We start from the raw sequence: 21,681 nt of genomic DNA on the forward strand, positions 1-21,681 counted from the left end.
GAATGCTGTGCATGGTTGAAGTGCCTGGCTCTCACAGCGGATGGACGTTCGTCACCAACCACGCGCGCGTGCTGGCGGCCATCGCCGACAATCCGAATGTCCGGATCCGTGACATCGCCGCCCACTGCCGTCTCACCGAACGCGCCGTCCAGCGGATCATCTCCGACCTCGAGCAGGACGGTTACCTCTCCCACACACGCGACGGCCGCACCAACACCTACCGCATCCAGCCCCACAAGGTCCTGCGCCACCCCGCGGAAGCAGGCCTGACCGTGGCCGCGCTGCTCTCCCTGCTCGTGCAGGACGAAACCGACCGCACACGCGAGCCGGACAGCCACGCACCCCACCCGACCACTACCGGCGGCACGCGATAGCGAGAGGCGCCGGCCGCGGCACCCGCCTTACGGCGCCCTGGGGAGCGGCAGAGCGGTCCCCAGGGATCCCCGCGGCCGGCAAGCGCGAGGCGCCCGGGCCGCCTGGATACCGAGCCGAGGCAACCGCGCTTCCCACGAACGGCTTTGCTCGCGTTCAGCGGTGCGACAGCGGTACGTCCGTGGTCGACTCGGCTGCCCGTCGTGTCCTCGATAGCATGTGATCGTTTGCAGCGGTGCGACGATCAGCGAGCTTTCGGCGCCGGCTGCGGGCCGGGCCGTGGTGGCCGCCGTGCCGACGCTGCTCCTCGCGCCGCCGTCCCCAGCCTCCGGGGCGCACCTCGCGTGCCGGGGACTTCTGCCGCAGCGCGACGGTGCGGATCGCCGTGTCCCCCGGCCGCCTATGGGCATCGAACGGGCCACAGCGGAGGCCGCCGCGGTACCAGCCCCCGTCGCGCACGGTGTTGTCCGGGCATGAGCCGCGACGACGAGAGAAGCGAGGGCCGCGCGGTGGGCCGGGGGCTCGGTGGGACCGCGGTGCGCCCGCAGGGCGCCGGCCCCGGTGGTCCCAAGCGCAGCTTGGGTCCGCAGCGCGAGGGAGCGCAGCGGACCGCGCGTCGCGTCAGGGAGCGGCCGTTCTCTGCATCGAGCCATGAGCGGCGACTTCACGCGCAGCCTCACCGCGACGCGGCGGCCGCCGCCGCCGCCTCGGGCGTAGACGACGAAGCCTTCGGAACGGGCGAACGCGCACGGCGGACCTGGGCGCAGCCGATATCGCCGACGGGTAGACAGGCGGCCCGCCCTCGACTGGGCTGTCGGGCCTGCCGGGGCCGAGCAGCCCGTCACCGGGCGCACCGGCGTACATCCCAGACCTCGTCGCCGAGTCAGCCGGGGGTCGGCGACCGCGGTTCCGTCTCATACTGCCGGATGGTCTTCAGACTGCTCGTGAGGCCGGTGGGCGTCTTCCGGGCATCCGCCGCTGTGACGGAGTTTCGTTCCTCCAGGGGGCTTCTGCTTCAGCCGCCTCAGCCCTGGGGAGCCCGGTGCCGTTTCAGCGGGGGTCCAGCCCGGCGGCACACCATCACGGCCCGGCGCGGCCCCGGCGCGGGTGCAGCGTTCTGCGCGGAGGGCGCGTACGGGCCGGCGGGCATCCGCAGCCTGCGCGGCGCCGTCGCCGCGGGTGGCGCCGTAGTGTCTGCCGCGCCCTCGGGTCATGGCTGTGTGGCGGCGGCGCTGTCGGGGTGGAGGGGGAAGATCTGGTCGAGTCCGACCAGCCGTAGGACGCGCAGGGTGTGGTCGGGGACGGCAGCGAGTGCTACGTCGGCCTGGGCGGTGCGGGCGTGGTTGTGGGCTGCGATCATGGCGGTGATGCCGCTGGAGTCGCAGAACTCCAGGCCGGCCAGGTCCAGGACGAGGCGCTGGCCTGGCTTGAGGGTGAGCGCGGTGATCAGTGCGCGGAGTTCGCCGGCGGTGGTGTAGTCGAGGTCGCCGTTGATCTCCAGGACGGGTCCGGTTGGAGCGTGGCGGGTGGTGGTCTGCAGCGGGTTCATGCGGTGGCTTCGGTCCGGGGGGTGAGGGTGGGGACGCCGAGGGCGAGGAGGGCGGTGTCGTCGTCGAGGCCGTCACCGAGGTCGTCCAGCAGGCCGGTGAGGGCCTGGATCACGTCTTCGGCGGGGCGGCCGGCGTGGTCGGCGGCGAATTGGAGCAGAGCCTCTTCGCCGTAGAGGGCGGTGCGGTCCTCGCCGGTGCGGGCCTCGGTCAGGCCGTCGGTGTAGAGCACGAGCGTGTCCCCGGGTTCCAGCACTGCCGTGGCGGCGGTGAAGGTGGGGGCGGGCAGGACTCCGACGAGGAGGCCGCCGGGAGTAGGGAGGTGTTCGGCCTTCCCGTGGCCGCGCAGGACAAGGGCCGGAGGGTGACCGCCGGCGGCGAGACGGACGGTGACCCGCCCCGTGGTGGGGTCGGGGTCCAGGGTGCCGAAGATCGTGGTGCAGTAGCGCGGGTCACCGCCGGTGTAGCGCTCATGGAGCACCTTGTTGAGGGTCGTCAGGGCGGAGACGGGGTCGGGGTCGTGCACGGCGGCGGCGCGCAGGGTGTAGCGGGTCAGTGAGGTGACCGCGGCGGCTTGCGGCCCTTTGCCGCACACGTCGCCGAGGAAGAAGGCGAAGCGATCGGCGTCGAGGGGGAACACGTCGTAGAAGTCGCCGCCGAGCCGGTCCGGGGAGGCGGTGCGGTAGTGGGCGGCCGCCTCCAGTCCGGGCATCGAGGGCAGGGTGGCGGGCAGCAGCGACTGCTGCAGCACGGCCAGGGCGTCCTGCAGTCGGGCACGGTCCGCCTCCGCCTCCTTGCGCGCCTGCTCGGCCGCTTCGCGGGCTCTCAGGAGTTCTTGCTCGTAGGCGCGGCGGTCGCGGGCGTCGAAGACGGTGGTGCGGATCAGCTGGGGTTCTCCGCTGCTGCCGTGTTTGACGACGGAGGAGACCAGGACCGGCATGCGCCCGCCGCCGGCCTCCTTGATCTCCAGGGCGATTCCGCCGATCTCGCCCTGCATCCGCAGCAGGGGCGCGAAGTGCGTCTCGTGGTAGAGCTTGCCGCCCACAGTCAGCAGATCGGTGAACCGCATCCGGCCCACCACCGCCTCCCGCTCCAGGCCGAGCCAGTCCAGCAACGTGGTGTTGATCTTGGCGATGGTGCCGTCCATCAGCGTGGACAGGTATCCGCAGGGCGCGTTCTCGTAGAGCTCCTCGACGCTGTCCTCCAGCAGCGCGGCGAACGCCGCGGCCGATCCGTCATCGCTGTTCTCCTTGTCGGCGTCGTGCGGGCCGGACTCCTGCCCGGTGCGGCACATCACGGCAGGCGCGCCAGGAAGTCGGTGATCGCTTCGTTGGTGGCCTCGGGCGCGGAAAGGTGTGGGCAGTGCCCGGTCGCGTCGAGTGTCACCAGCTTCGAGCCGGGAATCGTCCGGTGGACGAAGGCGCCGACCTCCCGGGGGGCGATGACGTCCTGGGTGCAGTCCAGGATCAGCGTCGGCACCGCCACCGCCTTGAGGTCGTCCCGCGAGTCCGACAGGAACGTGGTCCGGGCGAAGACGCGGGCCATGTCCGGGTCGGTGGCGCAGAAGCTGTTCTTCAGTTCCTCACCGAGTTCGGGCCTGTCCGGGTTGCCCATGATCACTGGTGCCATGGCCGCCGACCAGCCCAGGTAGTTCGACTCCAGAGAGGTCAGAAGTTCGGCGATGTCCTCGGCGCTGAAGCCGCCCCGGTAACCGTCGTCGTCGATGTACCGAGGGGACGGAGCGACCATCACCAGCGCCCCGAGACGCTCCGGCGCCCTGCCAGCCGCCAGCACGCCGATCATCGCGCTGACCGAATGGCCCACGAACACCGCATCACGCAGATCGAGCGCCTCACAGACCTCGACCACATCCTTCGCGTAACCGTCCAGCGAGGCGTAACGATCTTCCGAGAACGCGGACAGGTCCGAGCGGCCCGCGCCGACGTAATCGAACAGCACCACCCGGTAGTCATCGACCAGAGCAGGCACGGTCAGCCGCCACATGTTCTGATCACAGCCGAACCCATGAGCCAGCACCACCGCCCGCCCCGACGGGTTACCGGTGACCGTGACGTTGTTCCTGCGTTCGATATCCACCCCCCCACTCTCTCAGGCTCTGTCCACTCCCCCGGCACGGCCACGAACGACCTGCCCGCACACCGCCGCCCGGGACGAGATCTCCGCCCACCTCGAAGCGGTCGAGGAACTCGAGCAGACCCCGCACCCGCTCGACCTGAGCCTCGTCGAGCCCGGCGGAGACAATCTCACCGCGACCTTCTCCCGCGGCCTCGTCGGCACCCAGGTCTGCGTCATCGACGTGACCGGCGACGACGTCCCCCGCAAGGGCGGCCCCGGCGTCACCGCCGCCGACCGCCTCGTCGTCAACACGGCCGACCTGCCCCCCCCCTCCGTCGGCGTCGGCCTGGACGCCATGAGGTCCGACACCCGCAAGCAGCGCAAGGACCTGCCGTACGCCCTCACCAGCCTCACCTCGCCCGACGGCGTCCAGCGGTCGCCGACCGGGTCACCGGCCGCCGGGCAGACGCCCGGGCGGCGCGTGCGGGGCGGGTGTACGCCGTCGTGTACGCGCGCTGCCCCCGGTCTGTGTTCCCTCGTTAGAGGGTTGTGGGGCGGCACGGACTGGCGTGGCGCTGGCCCGATGCGGAAGCGTCGTCTCCGGACTGGTGTGTGGCTGAACGGGAAGGCGAGGGATGCGGCGCGGGCTGGGATGGTTTGAGCGGGGGAAGGCCCCGGTGTGGTTCAGTCGGCTCGCTGCCAGGTGCTTCGCTCCTGTCGATGGGTGGCTCGGCCGGGTCAGCAAGGGGCGGTGGGGCTTTGGCCAGGTCCTGGGTGCACCGTCCCTTCTGCTGGTGACGACGGGCCGGTCCAGTGGGCTTACCCGGCGCTCGCCGCTGCTGTATGTGCCGTGGCAGGGGTCGTTCGCGGTGGTGGGTTCGAATTTCGGCAAGGATCAGCATCCGGGATGGACGGCGAACCTCTTGGCGTGTCCGGAGGCGTCCGTGGTGGTGGGGGGCCGCGAGGTCGCGGTGCGGGCCCGGCTGGTGAGCGGTACGGAGCGGGTGCGGCTGTGGTCGGCGTTCGTGGCAATGGCCCGGAGCTATCAGGCCTACGAGCAGCGTTGCGACCGTGGTCTGCGGCTGTTCCTTCTCGAACCGCTTGCGAAGCCGTCTCCTGCCCCTGCGGCGCGTTCGGCACGGACGGAGCGGGGGGAGACGAGCGAGCCGGTACCGGACGGCGGCGGGCGTTGAGCACCATGAACTGGCGGGGCCGGCTGCTTCGCAGCCTCGTGCGCGTCTCCTCTGCGGCAATGTTCGTCCCCCTTGCGCCCGTCGCTGTACAGCGGGCGCTGCTGGGGGCGGCTTCGCGGATGATCCCGGCCCGGGCGCAACCGGCGGTGGCCGTGGACGCGGCCGAGGGTTTGGCCGGCGAGGTGGTGAGTGTCCGGGAAGTGGTGCCGCAGCGTGTGGTGCTGTACTTCCACGGGGGCGGTGGTGTGCTGGGTTCTCCGCGTCAGGTGCGGGTCATGGCCTGTCATCTGGCGCGAGCGATGGCGGCGCGGGTCGTGGTTCCGCGGTACCGGCTGGCACCGAAGCATCCGGCGCCGGCGGCGTTGGTGGACGCGGTCAACGCCTATCAGCGCCTCCTCGCGGAGGGGACGGCGCCGGGACGCGTCGTGGTGGGCGGGGACTCGGTCGGTGCTGGCCTTGCCCTCGCGCTGGTGATGACGCTGCGCGACCGCTCCCTTCCGCTGCCTGCCGCTGTGCTGATGGTGTGTCCGTGGGCGGACATGTCGCCGGACGTGGCCGGCAGTCGGCCGGGCGGTCGGGCGGACGCGATGCTGAGCCCTGGGGTGCTGGCTCGCTGGGCGCGGGCATACACGGCTGGACGTGCCGTGAAGGATCCGGCCGTCTCTCCGCTGCACGGCCGTTTCGAGGGTCTGCCGCCGCTCGTGATCTCGTCCGCGGGTGACGATCCGCTGGCCCCGGAGGCCGAACAGCTGCAGGAACGGGCTGCTCGTGCCGGGGTGGACGTGGTGCATCACCGCAATCCCGGCTGCTGGCACGACTTCCATTTCTGGGCAGGGGTCCTGCCCGCGGCGCGCCGGGCGGTGGGCCAGCTCGCACAGTCGCTGATCCGGCTCGTGCCCGATCACCAGTCGAGCGGGGACCGCCTCCGTGCAGTCGGACCGCGGGTCGGGATCGTGGGAGCGGGGCCGGCGGGCCTGTGTATGGGGGTGAAACTGCGTCAGGCAGGGCTGGAGAACTTCACCCTGTTCGAGAAGGCCGGTGAGGTGGGCGGCAGCTGGCGCGACAACACCTATCCCGGTGTGGCCTGCGATGTCGCCTCCCAGTTCTACTGTTACTCCTTCGCCCTGTCGGCTGCCTGGCAGTACCGCTTCGCTCCCGGGCACGAGGTGCGCCAGTACTTGCTGGACACGGCCGCCACGTTCCGTCTCCAGGGGCACATCCGCACGCACAGCGAGGTCGTGGAAGCCCGGTGGCAGCAGGGCCGGTGGCGGCTGAGGCTGGCCGACGGCGGACTCGACGACGTCGACGTGCTCGTCGCCGCGACCGGAGTGCTGCGGGTCCCGCACACGCCCGACTTCAAAGGCCAGGACCGCTTCCGAGGTCCCGTGTTCCACTCGGCCGCCTGGGACCACGGCGCGGCGCTGACCGGCGCGCGTATCGCGGTCATCGGCAACGGGTCCAGCGGGGTGCAGATCACCACTGCGCTGGCCGGGCGGACCGAACACCTGCACCTGTTCCAGCGGACCCCGCAATGGATCTTTCCCGTGCCCAACCGGAAGGTGTCCCCCGCCGTCCGGGCGCTGATGCGGAACGTCCCCCCGCTGCGCCGGGTCTCCTACCACTTCTACCGGCTCGTGCAGGAGGTCTTCGGTCTCGCCGCGACCCGTCCGGGCCTGCTGCGGTGGACCCTGGCGCAAGCGTGCCGCCTGCACCTGCGTCTCGCGGTCGCAGACCCCGCGCTGCGCGCGAAGCTGACGCCGGACTACCGGCCGATGTGCAAGCGGCAGGTGTTCTCCGCGGGTTTCTACCCGGCCGTGCAGCGCCCGGACGTGACGCTGGTGACCGAGCCGATCAGCCATTTCGACGAGCACGGCATCGTCACCGCCGACGGCGTGCTGCACCGTGTGGACGCGATCGTGCTGGCCACCGGATTCGACACGCACGCCTATCTGCGCCCCATGGCGGTGCACGGCCACGCCGGCACCCGCCTTGAGGACGTATGGGCGGACGGTGCCTTCGTCTACCGCACCGTGGCCGTGCCCGGCTTCGCGAACTTCTTCCTGCTGATGGGACCACACAGCCCCATCGGCAACCACTCCTTCATCGCCATCGCCGAAACACAGGCCGACTACATCACACAGTGGATCAAGCGGCTGGCGCGCGGCGAAGTACGCACCGTCCACCCCACCACCGCGGCCACGGCCGACTTCAACGACCAACTGCGGCGGGCAGCGCGGGACACCGTGTGGGCCAGCGGCTGTGCCAACTGGTACACCGGGCCCGACGGAGTGCCCGAGACCTGGCCCTGGTCCACCCGACGCCACCGGCGCCTGCTGCGCCGCATCGAGGACAGCGACTTCCACCTCGAGCTGCCTGCTGCCGGCGAGCACGGCCTGTGACCCGCCGGCCCGCCCAGGACGTTCCCGCGAATGAGATGAGACCTGCACCGTGCATGACGCAGCACCCCTCCCCCAACGGCTCGATACTCCCGTCGTCGTGGTCACCGGCGCGGCCCGCGGTATCGGACAGGCCATCGCCACCCGGCTGCACCGTGACGGGTACCGGCTGGTCCTGGCCGACGTGGACGTGGCCCGGCTTCACGCCACCCGCGACGCCCTGTCCCCCGCCCACGCGGCGGTGCGCGCCGACGTCACCGAAGCGGCTGATCTGGATGCCCTCGCCGAGACGGCCGTGCAGCAGTTCGGGCGGCTGGACGTGTGGATCAACAACGCAGGGCTGATCCCGAGCGGGCTGCTCACCGAACAGAACGGGACGGACCTGTCCCGGGCCTGGCACACCAACCTCGGCGGCACCGTCCACGGCTGCCGCGCCGCTCTCCACCACATGCTGCCCGCCCGTCGCGGCCAGGTGATCAACATCGCCAGTCTGTGCGCCGTCAAGCCGCTGGCCGGCCTCGCCCTGTACAGCGCGACCAAAGCCGCCGTGGTCACCCTGTCCGAAGGGCTGCGCCGCGAGATCCGCGGCAGCGGCGTGCACATCACCTGTCTGCTGCCGTACATGGTCACCACCGACGCCAGCCACACTCTGCGGCCCCGGCTGGTCCCGGCTCTACGGCCCGACGACGTCGCGCGGGCCGTGACCGGGGCCATCCGCCGCCCCCGCCCCCGTATCTACACCCCGCCTCTGCTGGGCTGGGCACTGACCGCCGCGTCCCGGCTCCCGCACGGCGTACGCGATGCGGTGGACGACGTCATCCGCATGGACGAACTGGCGCTGCGTCCCGACCAGACCGGCAGACGACGCTTCCGGCGGTGCCGGACCGCACCGAAGCAGCACGGCGGCGGTCCGGGCAACTGACCTCGTCAGGGGCGCACCGGTAAGGGGACGGCGCGCCCGGGGCCGGACGGGCGGGGGTCCTTTTTCCGGCTGCTGTTCTTGGACGCCGGGTCAGGCGATGCGGTGGCTGGAGACGACGTGCCGAGCCATCTCCCACATCAGCTCCGTGCGCGGCGACCGCGGCAGCAACGGCTCCAGGTCTCGCCAGGTGGAGGCCAGCAAGTCCTCCGCATCCGCCATGCAGGCATCGAGCGCACCGCACCCCTCCAACCGCGCCCTGATCGCGGCGACCGTCTCCTCGTCGGCCGTGGCGTCCCGCACTCGGCCCCACATCCGTGCCGCCTCATCAGCCGGCAGCAGACGCACCGCGTGGGCCAGCGGCATGGTGACCTTACCGTTGTGCAGGTCCTCCCCAACCCGCTTGGTGGCCCTGCCCCCGCGCTGCGCCCCCCGCAGGTCGGCGACGTCGTCGGTGATCTGGTACGCCGTGCCCACCGCCGATCCGAAGGCGAACAGAGCGGCACACGTCGTCTCCCCGGCCGCCACGACCTGTCCCGCCATCCGCAGACTCGCCCCAACCACCGCGCCGGACTTCAACTGATGGGCGAGCCGCACGCACGCCAGCAGTTCCTGCGGGCAGCCGCCGCCCAGCGTGCGCTCCATCTCCTCCCGGTGACCTCGCACATCCAGCCCCTGGCCCGCGTGCGCCGCCCGCAGCGCCGCCAGATACGTCTCGTACAGACCGGCGCGCAGCACCGGGTCGTGAGCGGCGGTCGTTCGGATGGCGGTGTCGAAGGCGAAGTAGGCGGCCGTTCCGGCGTTCAGCGCCACGGATGTGCCGTACACGTGGTGTGCGGAAGGCCTGCCGCGTCGCAGCACAGCGTCGTCCTCGACGTCGTCGACCATGAGGGAGCCGGTGTGCATGGCCTCCACGGAAGCCGCCAGGGGAGCGAAGTGCTCGCTGTCGCCGCCCAGTACCTCGATGGCGACCAGCATCAGGCCGTGCCGCCAGCGTTGGCCGCCGGCCTCGATGAGGTGACGGACCGGGGTGGTCAGCGCGTCATGGAGGCGGCTGCGGGTCTGCTGCTGCTGTGCGGGGGCGAGAGCGTCCCAGGAAGGTGCCGAGGAGGTCAGGTCGGTGAGGTGGTCCCCCTCGGGCGTGGGCGGGTACAGCGCTTGGAGCTGGTCTTCGATCCGGCATGCCAGGTCGTCCAGCGTGCGCAGCAGGGCGGGCTTGTCCCGCAGGGCATGGTCCGTTGGGCCGTCGGTGAGGCGCGCGGGTGTGTCGGCGGTTTCGGATGTCATGACGAGGTCCTTCTCGGCGGGGCGAAGTGGGAAGGACGCGACCAGCTGACTGCAACGGCGGTCCGGTCGCCCTGCCCAGGGGGCGGGCGCCGCATGGGGCTGAGCCGCGGGAGGACGGTCGAGTGTCGGGCAGCGGCTGAACAGAGGCCGGGGCGCGAGCCGTGCGGTGACACGGCGCTCATTGCCGCGGTCCTGCCGTGAGACAGGCGTCGTACACGGTGAGGGCCGCTAGGGGCCGACTGCTGGTGAGGTAGTGCAGCGGTCCGCTGGGCCGGCTGATGAGCCGGGCCCGGGCCAGCCTGGCCGTGCCGGTCAGGTGCAGGGGCATGTCCTGGGCCGCTGCGGGCGGCTGGTCCAGGAGGGCCGGCTGCAGCAGCCGGGTGCGCAGCGGCCGCCGCAGGGGAAGACGCAGCACGTCTTGGTGCAGCGCTGTCACCCCGTCGGGAGGCTGTCGGCCAGAGTGGGTCCCGGCCCCGTCCTGGGGGATCATGCACGCGCGGTGGGTTCCCCTGCCCAGGCCCCGCCGTCCAGTGCGGCTGGTAAGAGCAGTACCGCCGAGGATGAACGCTCCCCGCTGCGCCGGTATATCCGACAGCACCGGCACAGGCGTCTGTTCGTCGCTCGTCCAGGCCTCCGTGACCGACAGTGCACGGCCACGGCCGTCGCACACAGCGAGGGCCACCATCAGCTGCTGACGGCGCAAGAAGCCGCCGGCCGGGCAGTCCGCCCACAGAGTGATCACGGTGGCCGCGCCGCCCACCAGCGACAGCCGCGCGCCCATCGGCAACCGCCACTGGCCGGGCAGATGCTGGGGCGCACTGCGCCACACGGCCAGCCGCAACGTCCCGCTCATCGACCACCGGCCAGGTCGCGGCTGCTGCTTGTCCACGGTGGAGCTCCTGCCCTTGAGATCGCCGGACGGGGGTTGCTGTGCTGGGGGTGGTGCAGCCGAGGGCTGGCACCTGCAGGCGAGCGCCAAGGCCCGACGTGCCCCGAAGAGGCGACAGTCGAGAGGGCTCACCTTCCCGTGTGGCCTCCAGGACCTCACGTCGCAGGAGTGCCTTCCGCTTGCTGCAACGGCCTCGACAGCCCAGATGTCACGGCCGACGGCAAGACGTGCCTATCTCATGGGCCCGGCCGATGGAGTGCGCGCGTGCAGTGGGCAGATGAGGGTTCAGCCGCGCCGGGTACGGCAGGTAGAAGTTCGGGAGTTCGACCGGCTGGCTCATGCCCCGGCCCTACCCCTGCGCCGTTGCCTGTACCCGTCACGCAGTGCAGGTCCACACGTTCGCGTGAACGGGCAGTGCGCGTGCCCGCGGTGGCCGGCCCGGTGCCGCGCCCGGTGGTCACCCTCCCGTTCCTCACCAGCCGCCCGCCCTTCGTTCCTCACCAGCCGCGCGCCCTGGCCTCGTGATCGATCCAGCAGGAGCGAAGGACAGATACGGGCCGGCGGCAGGAGCACGAGTTCACATCCCGCGGGGCGGAACCTGTCGCGCGCTGGGGTTGGTCGAGACGTGAACCGACTACGGCGGTCGTGGCGGGCTGTGGGTGTGCCGCTCTGGTGCCGCCGGTTTGGCGCAGGGCGCCGTTCTGCGCGCGTGTCCGGGCGCGCTCGGCGCTGTCGTCGGTGTCCTGGCGGGGAACCCGGAGGGCGCTGTCGCCTTCCGGCCGGTAGCGCGGCGAGCGTGACACCCAGGCCACTGATCCGGCCATGATGCTGCGCAGGCGGGGCGAAGCGCCCGCGGCCTCGCCCTTTTGTGCGCCGGATCGGTGAGGAGGTGGTCGTAGAACCCCCACGGCGACGTCCAGCCGCTGATGCGCTTCAGTTCTTCCGCCGGCGCGGTGGGGAAGGCCAGGACCGGCCGCGCTGGCAGGTCGTGGAGCATCTGCTGACGGATCATCTCCGGGCTGCCCGGGATCCCCATGGACTCCAGCCACGAAAGCGTGTGCGCGCGCTGCCTCTCGGTGCGGATGGCTGTCGGCGTCCCCCGGCTCAGGAAACGGCAGATCGAGCCTCCACAACCGCGGTTCTTCCGGGTTCTCACACCGCACCATGGAGCCCATCACGGAACCCTGCTTTCCTCGCATGCGCTGCCGGAGGACTCTTCAGCACGCAGCACTCCGCCGCGGACCTGCAACGCCGAGGCGAGGCTGTGCGGGTGAGGAAGAAGAAGCGAACCGCCCCCAGGGGCACACGGTGACGACCAGACGGTGGCAGCTCACGTGCCTTCCTGCGACCGGCCGGCCACGCCACCAGGCCAACGATACGAAGTCAGCGCGTCGTGCCCTTCGCGTCTGGCGGGGCGCAGTGATGTGCGGGCAGGGGCTTCCGGCAGAGCGGCTCATGGGGATGCCGCCCGGTGGTACGGCGATGAAGCCGCCACATCTCGCCTGCGCTGCGCGCTCCGGTACGCCCCGTTCGTCACTCCTCCGAGGCAAAGACCCGGCCAGCCGCGGCTGCGACGGTTGCTGAGCGTCCAGCCCCGCCCTGACGATCCGGGCGGGGCTGTGCCTCATGGCAGTACTCGCGCTCACGCAAAGGGGAGTTGGCATGGCAGACATCGTGCAGGCCCTGGCCAGGAGAGGGGCCGGATCAGTGGCTGGCCTGCCGCAGCACTGCTGGCGCTCGCGGCCCTGGCAGGTGCCGTTCCCGCGAACGGTGGCGCTCAACCTGCTGAGGTCACCCTCCCGCTCGGGAAGGCATCAGCCGGCTCCGAGTCGCGGTGGAGGACCGGACCGGCCACGACCGCAGCCGTGAGTTCGGCTCCGCGTGGACCGCTGCCGACCGCGACGGCCGCAACCCCCGCCAGGAAGTCCTGATCGCCGAAGCCGTCACCCCGCCGGCCGTGACCGGCCACCGCACCCTGTCGGGCGGAACCCGGTACTCCTGGTACTACTGGTGCGTGGCCAGAAACGGCAGGAGGACGTCGGCCATCTCGTCCGGTACTTCCTCTGCGAGGTCATGGCCGGCGTCGAACGTGTGTCCGGTGACGTGATGGGCCATGAGCCGCATCTGGGACTCGTTGCGGTCGCCGATGAACGCGGATCCACCGAGGGCCAGGACCGGTATATCCAGTTTCTTCTGTGCGGTCCTTCGGTTCTGTTCGGCGTTGACGAGCATGGCCCGGTAGATGGAGAGCATCGCGCGGATTCCGCCGGGCATGGAGTAGCAGCGCACGTATTCGTCGATCGCGTCGGGGGTGGCGCTGTCGGGCCGGCTGCGCTCGTACTTGATCATGAAGGTGATCAGCTCGCGCTCGCGTCCGGCGATCAGCATCTCGGGTATGTCCGGCTGGAAGTAGAAGCCCAGATGCCACAGGTGCATGCCGCTGGAGACGTTCTCAGGGGTGAGGGCCGTGTGGTCCTCGAAGCCGAAGCCAGGGAACAGCGCCTCGGCGAACACGAGAGCGGTGACGTGGTCGCGGTGGCGGGCGGCGAGCTGGTAGCCGATCACCGCTCCCCAGTCCTCGCCCGCCACGGAGTATGTCTCGTGTCCGAGGTGGTTCATCAACTCGGCGATGTCGTCGCTCATCGTCGCGGAGTCGTAGCCGTCCGACGGGCGGGCGGAGTCGCCGAGACCGCGAAGGTCCGGGACGACGACGGTGTAGTGGGGCGTCAGCTTCGGGACGAGGTGACGCCAGTGGTAGCTGGTCTTGGGCACGCCGTGCAGGAGCACCACCGCGGGGCCAGATCCGGCCGTGCGGTAGTGCAGACTCGTTCCGTTGACGGCGGCTCGGCCCGTGCGGACGGGCGTTCCGTCATGGTCGAACATCATGTTTCTCCACCTTCCTGGTGCACTTCGCGGTGTGGGTGTCAGTGGGCTTGCAAAGGGGCGACGAGGTCACTGGGTGGCTCGGTCCGCTGCCGCCGGGGGGCGTCGGAACGGCGGACGGCCGGCGGGGCGCAAGGATGACGCTTAATACCCTGGAGCAGCGGCTCCGTTGCGGTGGAGAAGCCGGGCGGTCAGGGTGGTGCCGGCCGCGGGGAAGGTGTCCCAGCGGCTTCCGCCGAGAGCGGGCGTACTCGGGGTGGGTGCGGGGGGGGGGCATGGGGCCTCTGGAGTCTTCGATTGAAGCGGGGGCGGGGTCGCCGGATCCCGTGTCCGAGCGGGCACCAGCGACTTTTCTGGATCGACTGATACAGATTCCGGGCATGAAAAAGTCAGTCGAGGGCGGCCAGCGCGACCTCCACAAGGGGTTCGAGGGCGCGGACGTCCGGTGTGATCTTCGAGGAGACCAGCAGTCCGTTGAGGAAGGTCACGAGGAAAGCGGCGAGGGTGTACGGGTCGTGCCGCGCCGCGATCTGACCCTGCTCCACCGCGACACGCAGCACTTCGGCGAGCGCGTCCCGGCTGGCGTCCTGCATGTCGCGCACGGTGCGCCGGGTCGCCGCATCCTCCGGCAGGCGCTCGCAGGCGGCATTGACCACCAGGCAGCCCCGGCCGTCGTCCTCCACGGCGATCCGGACGCGCTCGACCAGCATCGCGCGGATCGCCGACCGGGCATCCGCCCCCTCCTCCAGACTGCGCAGGGCGGCCGCCGCGAGGGTGGTGCGGTAGTGCTCCAGCGCCGCCCGGTACAGGCCGTCCTTGCCGCCGAACGCGGCATACAAGGACCCCTGCCCGATCCCCAGGTGCCCGGTCAGGTCGCGTACCGAGGTGGCCTCGTAGCCGTGCGTCCAGAACAACTCCATCGCGCGGCTCACCGCCGCCTCGGTATCGAACTCCCGGGTCCTTGCCATGATTCCACCGTAACCTATCTGGATCGTGCGCTCAAGAAACGAGCTGCGGCTATGGCCATTCACTGACCTGCAGGCCGGCCTCACGACTACTCGTCGTCGGCGTCCTCAGCGGTGTCCGGGTCGCGCAACGGGCGCAGGCCCTGGACGAATCGGTGGTCGGTCGTCACGACGGTCACGCCCTGACCGTCCGCGCCCAGATCACCGACGGCCAGATACTCCCCGGCCTGCCCGCCTGAACTCCCGGCAGGAGCGATGACGAGGCACCCCTACCAGGTCGTGGCACGGTGCACCGACCCGTCCTACCCGGGCACCACCCCCCTGATCTGCACCACCCACGCCACCTCGATCGAAGAGGCCGCGGCGAAGGTCCAGGCGCCGCGCCTCGCCAAGATGGCTCTGGGGCTCTACCGCATCACGCAGGACGGAGCGCGACCCGGAGTGCACCTGTGCCACCCCCGGACGCGGCGGGCGACGCGCCGGCGAACCCAGGTACCTCAAGGGGGAAGCAGCCGCGGACGCGCGCCCCGTGCCTGAGTGGAGCAGAGCGGCCCCACGGCCGCCGTACGGCCGATACCGTGGCGACACACGCCCGTTCGCGCCCTGAAGGCCCTCGATGAGCGAACAGCCGGCCCCCGCCGCCACCGCCCGGCAACAGCTGGAGCCTGACGCCGCCGACGGGGTGCGGGCGTACGCGGCCCGACTCCGCGAGAGCGCCGACCAGTTCGCCACCGTCCTGGAGGGCATCGCCGCCAACGCTCTGCCCTCGGTGGAGGACTGCACGCCGTGGGAGGAGCTGCACGAGACTCATCTCACCCGGCTCGCCGCCCAGCGTCCAGTCGTCGCCTGATGCCCGCAGTCAGCCGACGGACGCAGCGCTTTGGGGTGGCCGCTGACCTGGTCGAACGGCTTGATGCCGACGAGTGCGTACACATCGAGCGGGAGTGGTGCCTGAAGCGGGCCGGCTTCTCCCGCAGGCCGAACTTCTGCGCCAGCGGGGAACGGAAGCCGGAGGAGTCGACCAGGTACTTCGCCCGGTACTGCTCGGGTTCGGCGCCGGGTGCGGCACTCTGGCCGGTGACGGTCACACCGTCGTCGAAGTCGACCTCGGTGGCCCGCCAGGCCTGCCGCGCGGTGCACCCGTACTTGACGGTGACGTAGAACATGAAGGCGTCGCTGTCCTGCCGGAACATGTGGCTGTTGTGCAGGAAGATCTTCGGCAGCGCCGGCTGTGTGGCCTGCCGGGGGTCCGGCTCCTGGCCCACCTCGTGCTTCATGAACCCGAAGTGCCCCTTGGTGCCGAACGTGGGGGCGATGTCGCGGGTGGAGGCGTTGACGCTCGCCAGGCTCTTGAGCTCGGGGATCCGATGGCGTTCGGAGGCCGGCTTGCCCGCGCCGGCCGGGGTCAGCGGGCGGGCGAGGTTGGCGAGGTTGCCCGCGTAGGTGAGCAGGTCGAGCACGGTCACCCGGGCGTCGCGCCAGGCGGGGTAGGCGCCGGTGAGCAGTTCCCGTACGTAGGCCGATCCGATGAAGCCGGCCCCGCCGGTCACGAGTACGCGCATGTCCGCCCCTTGTGGTGACCGCCGGGGAGCGGGCGCCGCTCCCGGAGCGTGTGCCGTTGCGGGAGCGATGCCGTCTCACGGCCCGTGCGGGGTGCCTGGGCGGCGGAGCACCGGGGCTCGCCGCCGGGTTGGTTCGTTGCCGAGGCCGAAGCCTTCACTTCGCCTCTCCCTCCGCTTGCGTGGTCACAGGCCGGTCCGCGCCGTGCGGTCGCGTCGTGGGCGGTACCGGGGTGCTGGGCGCTCACCGCGGCAGACATGCCCGCCCGCACGGAAGACGGGGATCTCCGGGCGGGCGGAGCGGCGCGGGGCTCAGGTTCGCGTACGGCGCGTCAGCTGTCGGCCTTCTTGAGGGGCTTCGCCGCCTCGTCCCCGCCCTCCTCGGCGCTCTCCTCGGGGGCCGGCGGCGGGCCCGGCACCCGGGCGTCCCGCAGCAGGGTCACGGCGGCGGCCAGCAGGACGGCGAGTCCGGCACCTACGAGCACGGTCGCCTGCAGGCCCTGAACGAATGCGTCACGGGCCACCGACAGCAGGCGGGCTCCTTCGGTGTCCGGCAGGGTGCGGGCGGCGGCCACCGCGGCGGCGAGGGTGTCCTTGGCCGTCGCGGCGACGTCGTCGGGCAGCCCCTCGGGGAGGTTGTCGGACAGGTTCGCCCGGCAGGCGACGAAGCCGATGCTGCCGATCACGGCGACGCCCATCGAGGAGCCGAGGTCGGTGCCGGTCGAGGAGATCGCGGACGCGGCGCCGGCCCGCTCGGGCGGTGCGGATCCCACGATCAGTCCGGTGCCCAGCGAGATCATCGGCCCGCGCCCGAGTCCGCTCACGGCCGCCCCCGCCACGGCCAGGTACTGGTCGTCGGCACCGCCGACCCGGGCCAGTAACACCATGCCGAACGTCGCGATGACCAGGCCGCTGGCGAGCAGCGTGCTCAGCTTCATCCGGCTCGCGAGGGCGGGGGCGCCCATCGCGCCGATCATGACCGCGACGGTGGTGGGAATCGCCCAGAGCCCGGCCGACACCGGGGACAGCCCGCACACCAGTTGCAGGTACTGCAGGACGAAGAACTGCGAGCCCGCGGAGATCAGGGTCCCCAGGACGAGCATGGCGAGGGCCGAGCTGAACAGCTTGTTGCGGAACAGCGAGAGGTCGACCAGTGGCTGCGTGAGCCGGCGCTGACGGGCGATGAAGAACACGCCCAGGAGCAGGCCGGCGACGATGGCGATGGCCGGTTCCGGGTGCAGGCCGTCCTCGGCGATGCGCTTGAGGCAGAAGACGAGGGCGAGGACCCCGACGGTGGACATGATCGCGCCGACGACGTCCGGGCGGGTGACCGACGCGTCCCGGTACTCCGGCAGCAGGGACGGGCCGAACATGATCAGCAGCAGCATGACCGGGACACCGAGCAGGAAGGCCGATCCCCACCAGAACAGCTCCAGGAACGTGCCGCCGACCAGCGGCCCGATCACGGGCAGGATGATCTCGGGGTGGCGGGTGTGGTCCCGGCGTCGGAGCCGTCCTGGACCGGCCCGCTCCTTCTCCGCGTCCGCCGCCGACCGCAGCATCAGCCCTACCGGCCCCCGGCTCGTGCTCCAGCCCCGCTAACGGCCCCGCGAGGACACCGTGCGCATCGTGAACGGCGCCCTGGTACCCACCCGCGACCGCAACGTCGCCGGGCAGTCCGAGAACTACCACTGCTCCACCGCCCATCAGGTCGTCACCGACGCCGACACCCGCCCGGCCGCCGTGGACGGCCCGCCGCTCCCGGGCTACCGCCGCAAACTCCTGCGGCCGGCAGGAATCCGGCGCCAAGGACGCCGCCGGCGCGACGACGACGATCGCCGACGGCGTCTATCAGGGCACCGGCCTGGTCATTTCGCACCGCCGGACCAAAGGCGAAGAGCTCCCGGCCTGGAAGGAGGAACACAGCCGTAAGCGAGTGCGTGCCCTCGCCGAGCACGCCTGCACCCGAATGGTCAGACGACCGTTCACCCGGGCCCCGGCGGGCCCGTTCTCGGCTGCACCGGTGCGCGGATCACCTACTGGCCCGCCGGTCGAACACCTGGCACAGCCAACAACCCGGCGGTGCGGGGCCACAACTTCCCGGCGGAGACAGAGCCGGGCCCGGGCCCCATCGCGCCCCTGAGAGCCGGGGTGCCAGGGTGCCGGGGTGCCGGTTTATGCGGCCGGGGTGAGTTCGGCACGGCCGAACAGCAGCGCGTAGCCGGTGGGGAGCCGGCGGAGGACGCGGGTGATGAGGTCGGGGCCGGCCTGGGCGGCGACGGCCGCCAGGACGGAGCCCGTGTCCCAACGGGTCGTGGCCAGAGAGGCGCCGGAGCGGGCAGCGAGGTCCTTGACGAAAGCCCACCCGGTCAGCGGCTGGCAGTCGGGGATCTGCGCGGTCAGGACACGTGCGGCCTCCAGGGGCAGGCAGGCGGCCAGGTCGACGCGTTCGTCGCCGGTCAGCTGGCGCCCCAGCCCCGAAAGGACCAGGCGGACGACTTCCTCGGCCTTCTCACGGGTGGGGTAGGCGCCTTCGTAGCGGACTTTCTCCAGTAGCTGCTCGTACGCCGTCCCGTCCGGCTGCTGGCGCTCAAGCGGTGCGCGCGCGTCAGTGATCACTGCGGTGCATACCTTTCGTGGGCTCAGGGTGGGTAGGGGTCAGGTGGGCTGGGGGCGGCCGAAGAGGAGGTCGTAGCCGGCGGGGAGCTGGAGCAGGACCTGCCCCAGCAGATCGTCGCCGGCCGTGTCGGCGACCGTGGACAGCACGGCGCTGACGTCCCACGTCGCGGTCTGCTCGGTGGCGCCCTCGATCCAGGCCGCGGTCGCCCGCACGAACCGCTCCGGCGACAGCGGTTCGGCGCTCTGGAGCGGGTTGAGGAGGACAAGGGCGAAGTCCTCCGGCAGGCGGGCCGCGAGCTGGGAGCGGACTTCGCCGACCAGGTGCGCGCCGAGCAGGGCGAGCACCACGCGGGCCGCGCGCTCGGCTTCCTCCACAGTGCCGTACTCGCCGCGTTCCTTCACGTGGTCGAGGAACGGTTCGCGTCGCAGAGGCATTTCGGCCGTCACCCCTTTCTTGTCCTTCGCACCGCCCACCGGGGTGCGGAGGGCGGGGTGAGGGGGGATACAGGCGCCCGTCCTCCGCACACCTCCGGCCGGTGTCAGCCGGAGATCTCCTTGCGGTCGGATCCGACGCCGACGGAGATCTTGCGGGGCTTGGCACGCTCGGCGATCGGAATGCGCAGGGTGAGCACGCCCGCGTCGTAGTCGGCCTGGATGTGCTCGGTGTCGAGGGTGTCGGCGAGCACGATCTGACGGGAGAAGACGCCCAGCGGCCGCTCGGACAACTCCATCTGCACGTCGTCGGACTTCGCCACCGGCCGGCGCTCGGCCTTGACCGTCAGCATGTTCCGCTCGACGTCGATGTCGATCGCGTCCGCGGTGACGCCGGGCAGGTCGAAGGTCACCACGTACTGGTCACCCTCGCGGTAGGCGTCCATCGGCATCGCCGACGGCTTCGACCAGGTACCCGGCCCCATCAGCTGCTGCGCCAGCCGATCCAGCTCACGGAAGGGGTCAGTGCGCATCAACATCGTGAAAACACCTCCAGCGGGTTCAGGCAGTTGCTGCCAATGCGCCTCACTGACACTGTTGTAACATGTCATCCGAAGGATGACAAACATGATGTCGTCGAAACGATGACAATCTCAGGGAGGTGTCCGTGACCCCGGCCGACCAGCCGTCCTCGCCCAGCACCGACGTCCACAGCCCGGTCTCGTTCCTTGCCGCCGCGGCGGCCCTTGACGCCATCGCCGACGCACTGGACGAAGCCCAGCACACAACCCCGAACGCCCCCGTCCCCGATCCGGAACAGGCCCTGGCCTCCTTGTCACTGCTGCGGCAGGTACGTGAGCAGCTCGCCGGATGGGAGACCGGCCTGATCGAAACGGCCCGCGACGCAGGCGCCAGCTGGGCCGACCTCGCCCGCCCCCTCGGCGTCGCCAGCCGCCAGGCCGCCGAACGCCGCTACCTGCGCGGCCGCCCCGGCCCGGCCGGGACCACCGGCGAGCAACGCGTCCAGGCCACCCGCCAGGCCCGGGCCGCCGACCGCAGCACCACCGCCTGGGCCCGCCACCACGCGGCCGACCTGCGCCGCCTCGCCGGCCAGATCACCGCCCTCACCGACCTCCCCTCCGCCGCCCACCACCCACTCAGCGAACTCCACGCGGCCCTCGCCCACGACGACCCCACCCACCTCATCGCCCCCCTGACCGCCACCCGCCCACACCTGACCGCCACCCATCCCGACCTCACCGCCCGCCTCGACACCCTCACACCCCCCTGACTCACCCACACCACCAACCCCGAACCACACCCCAGACCTCCCCCCTCGACTTCTCCCACACCGAAAAGCACCACTGACAAGCCACACACCCGGCCCTCACAGCCCTCCGAAACAACCAGCACGCCACGTCGCCCTTCGAAACAACCAGCACGCCACTCGTCACACAGACCACCAACCCGACCAGCCCGACCCCATCACCAAAACCGAACCAGACCCACCAGCCCCGGCCTGTAGGGGTGTTGCAGAAGGCCGTGATCCCACAGGTCGCGTTTGCGGTGCGGGACGTCAGGCCGGGGTTGATAGGCGCTGTCGCCGAGGACCGTGACACCTGCGCAGTGCATGGCCAGGGCGCCTTGTCCCCGGCAGCTTCAATGCCGATGTGACTGAGCACGCCAGTTGGCCGGGATCACCAGGACGTGGCCCTACAGAGGGGCAGGACGCCCGAGCGGTTCTGACCTGCTCGGCCACGGGCAGCGGTCATCGACCGCAGTAGGTATTGCGCAACAGCGTGTTGAGCCGCTTGCCGTGGCCTCGGTCACCTTGTGGTTCCCGGTGCTGAACCGCCGCGCGGCGACCTGGTCCGGGTTGTCGGCGTTCCGCTGAAGGGCGGTGCAATGCACATCGGCGTGGCCAGGCTCTCAGGTGCGCCGAGTGCCGGATCGATATAGCGCAGACCGCTTTGAAGGGCAGCGCTGAGGACCGCGCGAAACGCCTCCTCGACTTGGTCGCCCGCGTCGGTAACGGAGTCCGCCGGGAGACTCTCGTCGGTGGGGCGGGAGGCATCACTCGGACTCTTGGGTCAGCGTGGTGTCCGGACTCGGTGACTGCGCTGCTGCGCTCGCCGACGTCCGGGCCGCGCTTGGTTGGTCTGGCGCGGACTTGCCTGAACCTTCGTTCCCGCACCCCACCAGCAGCAGGGCCACACCACACCCGGCGCGAAGAGTACAACGAGGATGCCTGGGCCTCATGTGGAGAGCTTCTCGCGCATGGGCTCCGCTCCGTGGCCACCACCAACGGCTGTCCTCGGCGAACCCATGATGGCGTACCGCGCCCGGGACCGGTCCCGGGCGCGGTACGTGACGACTACGGCAGGGAGCGGATCCCCACTACGCAGCTGAGCCGAGAACTCGCGGATGCGCGGGCACACGCCCAGAGAGGCCATCTGAAGCTCAATGGCCCACCCAGTCACAGCCGGTGTGACTGAGCGCTTCGGTCGGCGGGTTCCGCCCGCTGAAGCGCTCAACCACCTTCGC

General features: G+C 71.1%; 19 protein-coding genes and 2 pseudogenes. 9 read left to right on the forward strand and 12 right to left on the reverse strand.

From position 1 onward, the window contains the following. Nucleotides 1-11 precede the first annotated feature (11 nt). The gene (locus tag ACIQ6R_RS26730; protein WP_404186674.1) at nucleotides 12-374 is read left to right on the forward strand and encodes a helix-turn-helix transcriptional regulator; all 363 of its coding nucleotides are present in this window, start codon (nucleotides 12-14) and stop codon (nucleotides 372-374) included. A gap of 1,208 nt (nucleotides 375-1,582) precedes the next feature. Here ACIQ6R_RS26730 and ACIQ6R_RS26735 read toward each other — a convergent pair. The 3 genes from ACIQ6R_RS26735 to ACIQ6R_RS26745 are packed head-to-tail and all read right to left on the reverse strand — an operon-like array spanning nucleotide 1,583 to nucleotide 4,016. Further along, nucleotides 1,583-1,921: an STAS domain-containing protein gene (locus tag ACIQ6R_RS26735; protein ID WP_404223895.1), complete on the reverse strand. Its 339-nt coding sequence runs from the start codon at nucleotides 1,919-1,921 to the stop codon at nucleotides 1,583-1,585. Beyond that, complete coding sequence (locus ACIQ6R_RS26740) at nucleotides 1,918-3,213, reverse strand: PP2C family protein-serine/threonine phosphatase (RefSeq protein ID WP_404223897.1); 1,296 nt, start codon at nucleotides 3,211-3,213, stop codon at nucleotides 1,918-1,920. Before ACIQ6R_RS26740 ends, ACIQ6R_RS26735 begins: the two co-directional genes overlap by 4 nt. Then, nucleotides 3,213-4,016, reverse strand: coding sequence for an alpha/beta fold hydrolase (locus ACIQ6R_RS26745; RefSeq protein WP_404223898.1), 804 nt, complete (start codon nucleotides 4,014-4,016; stop codon nucleotides 3,213-3,215). Before ACIQ6R_RS26745 ends, ACIQ6R_RS26740 begins: the two co-directional genes overlap by 1 nt. A 28-nt stretch (nucleotides 4,017-4,044) precedes the next feature. Here ACIQ6R_RS26745 and ACIQ6R_RS26750 point away from each other — a divergent pair. The 4 genes and pseudogenes from ACIQ6R_RS26750 to ACIQ6R_RS26765 all read left to right on the forward strand — a co-directional run. Then, nucleotides 4,045-4,538 (forward strand): annotated as a pseudogene (locus ACIQ6R_RS26750) (GTP-binding protein); the annotation flags it as partial. Nucleotides 4,539-4,630: 92 nt separating this feature from the next. Continuing rightward, nucleotides 4,631-5,188, forward strand: a complete 558-nt coding sequence (locus ACIQ6R_RS26755; RefSeq protein ID WP_404223899.1) for a nitroreductase/quinone reductase family protein — start codon at nucleotides 4,631-4,633, stop codon at nucleotides 5,186-5,188. Nucleotides 5,189-5,247: 59 nt separating this feature from the next. Continuing rightward, nucleotides 5,248-7,587, forward strand: a complete 2,340-nt coding sequence (locus ACIQ6R_RS26760) for an alpha/beta hydrolase fold domain-containing protein (RefSeq protein ID WP_404223901.1) — start codon at nucleotides 5,248-5,250, stop codon at nucleotides 7,585-7,587. 49 nt (nucleotides 7,588-7,636) lie between these two features. Next, nucleotides 7,637-8,506: an SDR family NAD(P)-dependent oxidoreductase gene (locus tag ACIQ6R_RS26765; RefSeq protein WP_404223902.1), complete on the forward strand. Its 870-nt coding sequence runs from the start codon at nucleotides 7,637-7,639 to the stop codon at nucleotides 8,504-8,506. A 90-nt stretch (nucleotides 8,507-8,596) separates the two neighbouring features. Here ACIQ6R_RS26765 and ACIQ6R_RS26770 read toward each other — a convergent pair whose 3' ends face one another. From ACIQ6R_RS26770 to ACIQ6R_RS26785, 4 genes are all read right to left on the reverse strand, one after another. Further along, on the reverse strand, nucleotides 8,597-9,790 hold the full coding sequence (locus tag ACIQ6R_RS26770) for a polyprenyl synthetase family protein (protein WP_404223904.1): 1,194 nt from the start codon (nucleotides 9,788-9,790) through the stop codon (nucleotides 8,597-8,599). 178 nt (nucleotides 9,791-9,968) lie between these two features. Further along, on the reverse strand, nucleotides 9,969-10,679 hold the full coding sequence (locus ACIQ6R_RS26775; protein WP_404223906.1) for a hypothetical protein: 711 nt from the start codon (nucleotides 10,677-10,679) through the stop codon (nucleotides 9,969-9,971). 2,004 nt (nucleotides 10,680-12,683) lie between these two features. Beyond that, nucleotides 12,684-13,565 carry an alpha/beta fold hydrolase gene (locus ACIQ6R_RS26780; protein WP_404223908.1) on the reverse strand — a complete coding sequence of 294 codons (882 nt, stop codon included), beginning with the start codon at nucleotides 13,563-13,565 and terminating at the stop codon, nucleotides 12,684-12,686. A 386-nt stretch (nucleotides 13,566-13,951) separates the two neighbouring features. Beyond that, complete coding sequence (locus ACIQ6R_RS26785) at nucleotides 13,952-14,530, reverse strand: TetR/AcrR family transcriptional regulator (protein WP_404223909.1); 579 nt, start codon at nucleotides 14,528-14,530, stop codon at nucleotides 13,952-13,954. Between the two features lie 252 nt (nucleotides 14,531-14,782). On the opposite strand from ACIQ6R_RS26785, the gene ACIQ6R_RS26790 reads away from it, so the two are divergent. Further along, nucleotides 14,783-15,064 carry a hypothetical protein gene (locus ACIQ6R_RS26790; protein WP_404223910.1) on the forward strand — a complete coding sequence of 94 codons (282 nt, stop codon included), beginning with the start codon at nucleotides 14,783-14,785 and terminating at the stop codon, nucleotides 15,062-15,064. Nucleotides 15,065-15,143: 79 nt separating this feature from the next. After that, a complete protein-coding gene (locus ACIQ6R_RS26795; RefSeq protein ID WP_404223911.1) occupies nucleotides 15,144-15,377 on the forward strand; it encodes a hypothetical protein in 234 nt (77 codons plus the stop codon). Here ACIQ6R_RS26795 and ACIQ6R_RS26800 read toward each other — a convergent pair. Together ACIQ6R_RS26800 and ACIQ6R_RS26805 are read right to left on the reverse strand one after the other, a co-directional pair. Beyond that, nucleotides 15,340-16,089, reverse strand: coding sequence for an NAD-dependent epimerase/dehydratase family protein (locus ACIQ6R_RS26800; protein ID WP_404223912.1), 750 nt, complete (start codon nucleotides 16,087-16,089; stop codon nucleotides 15,340-15,342). The genes ACIQ6R_RS26795 and ACIQ6R_RS26800 overlap by 38 nt on opposite strands. Before the next feature lie 329 nt (nucleotides 16,090-16,418). After that, a complete protein-coding gene (locus ACIQ6R_RS26805; RefSeq protein ID WP_404223913.1) occupies nucleotides 16,419-17,648 on the reverse strand; it encodes an MFS transporter in 1,230 nt (409 codons plus the stop codon). Here ACIQ6R_RS26805 and ACIQ6R_RS26810 point away from each other — a divergent pair. After that, nucleotides 17,608-18,058: pseudogene (locus ACIQ6R_RS26810) on the forward strand (IS5/IS1182 family transposase); the annotation flags it as partial. The gene ACIQ6R_RS26805 and the pseudogene ACIQ6R_RS26810 sit on opposite strands and share 41 nt — an antisense overlap. 203 nt (nucleotides 18,059-18,261) lie before the next feature. Here the strand turns inward: ACIQ6R_RS26810 and ACIQ6R_RS26815 are convergent. The 3 genes from ACIQ6R_RS26815 to ACIQ6R_RS26825 form a co-directional block, all read right to left on the reverse strand. Further along, the gene (locus ACIQ6R_RS26815; protein ID WP_404186644.1) at nucleotides 18,262-18,705 is read right to left on the reverse strand and encodes a DUF2267 domain-containing protein; all 444 of its coding nucleotides are present in this window, start codon (nucleotides 18,703-18,705) and stop codon (nucleotides 18,262-18,264) included. Between the two features lie 39 nt (nucleotides 18,706-18,744). After that, nucleotides 18,745-19,140, reverse strand: a complete 396-nt coding sequence (locus ACIQ6R_RS26820; RefSeq protein ID WP_404186642.1) for a DUF2267 domain-containing protein — start codon at nucleotides 19,138-19,140, stop codon at nucleotides 18,745-18,747. Between the two features lie 104 nt (nucleotides 19,141-19,244). Continuing rightward, a complete protein-coding gene (locus ACIQ6R_RS26825) occupies nucleotides 19,245-19,676 on the reverse strand; it encodes an Hsp20/alpha crystallin family protein (RefSeq protein ID WP_404223914.1) in 432 nt (143 codons plus the stop codon). A gap of 128 nt (nucleotides 19,677-19,804) precedes the next feature. Between ACIQ6R_RS26825 and ACIQ6R_RS26830 the strand changes: the two genes are divergently transcribed. Continuing rightward, nucleotides 19,805-20,428, forward strand: coding sequence for a type III effector protein (locus ACIQ6R_RS26830; protein WP_404223916.1), 624 nt, complete (start codon nucleotides 19,805-19,807; stop codon nucleotides 20,426-20,428). The last annotated feature ends 1,253 nt before the right edge of the window (nucleotides 20,429-21,681 follow it).

The organism is Streptomyces sp. NPDC096048, from assembly GCF_044763415.1.
Classification (GTDB): Bacteria; Actinomycetota; Actinomycetes; order Streptomycetales; family Streptomycetaceae; genus Streptomyces.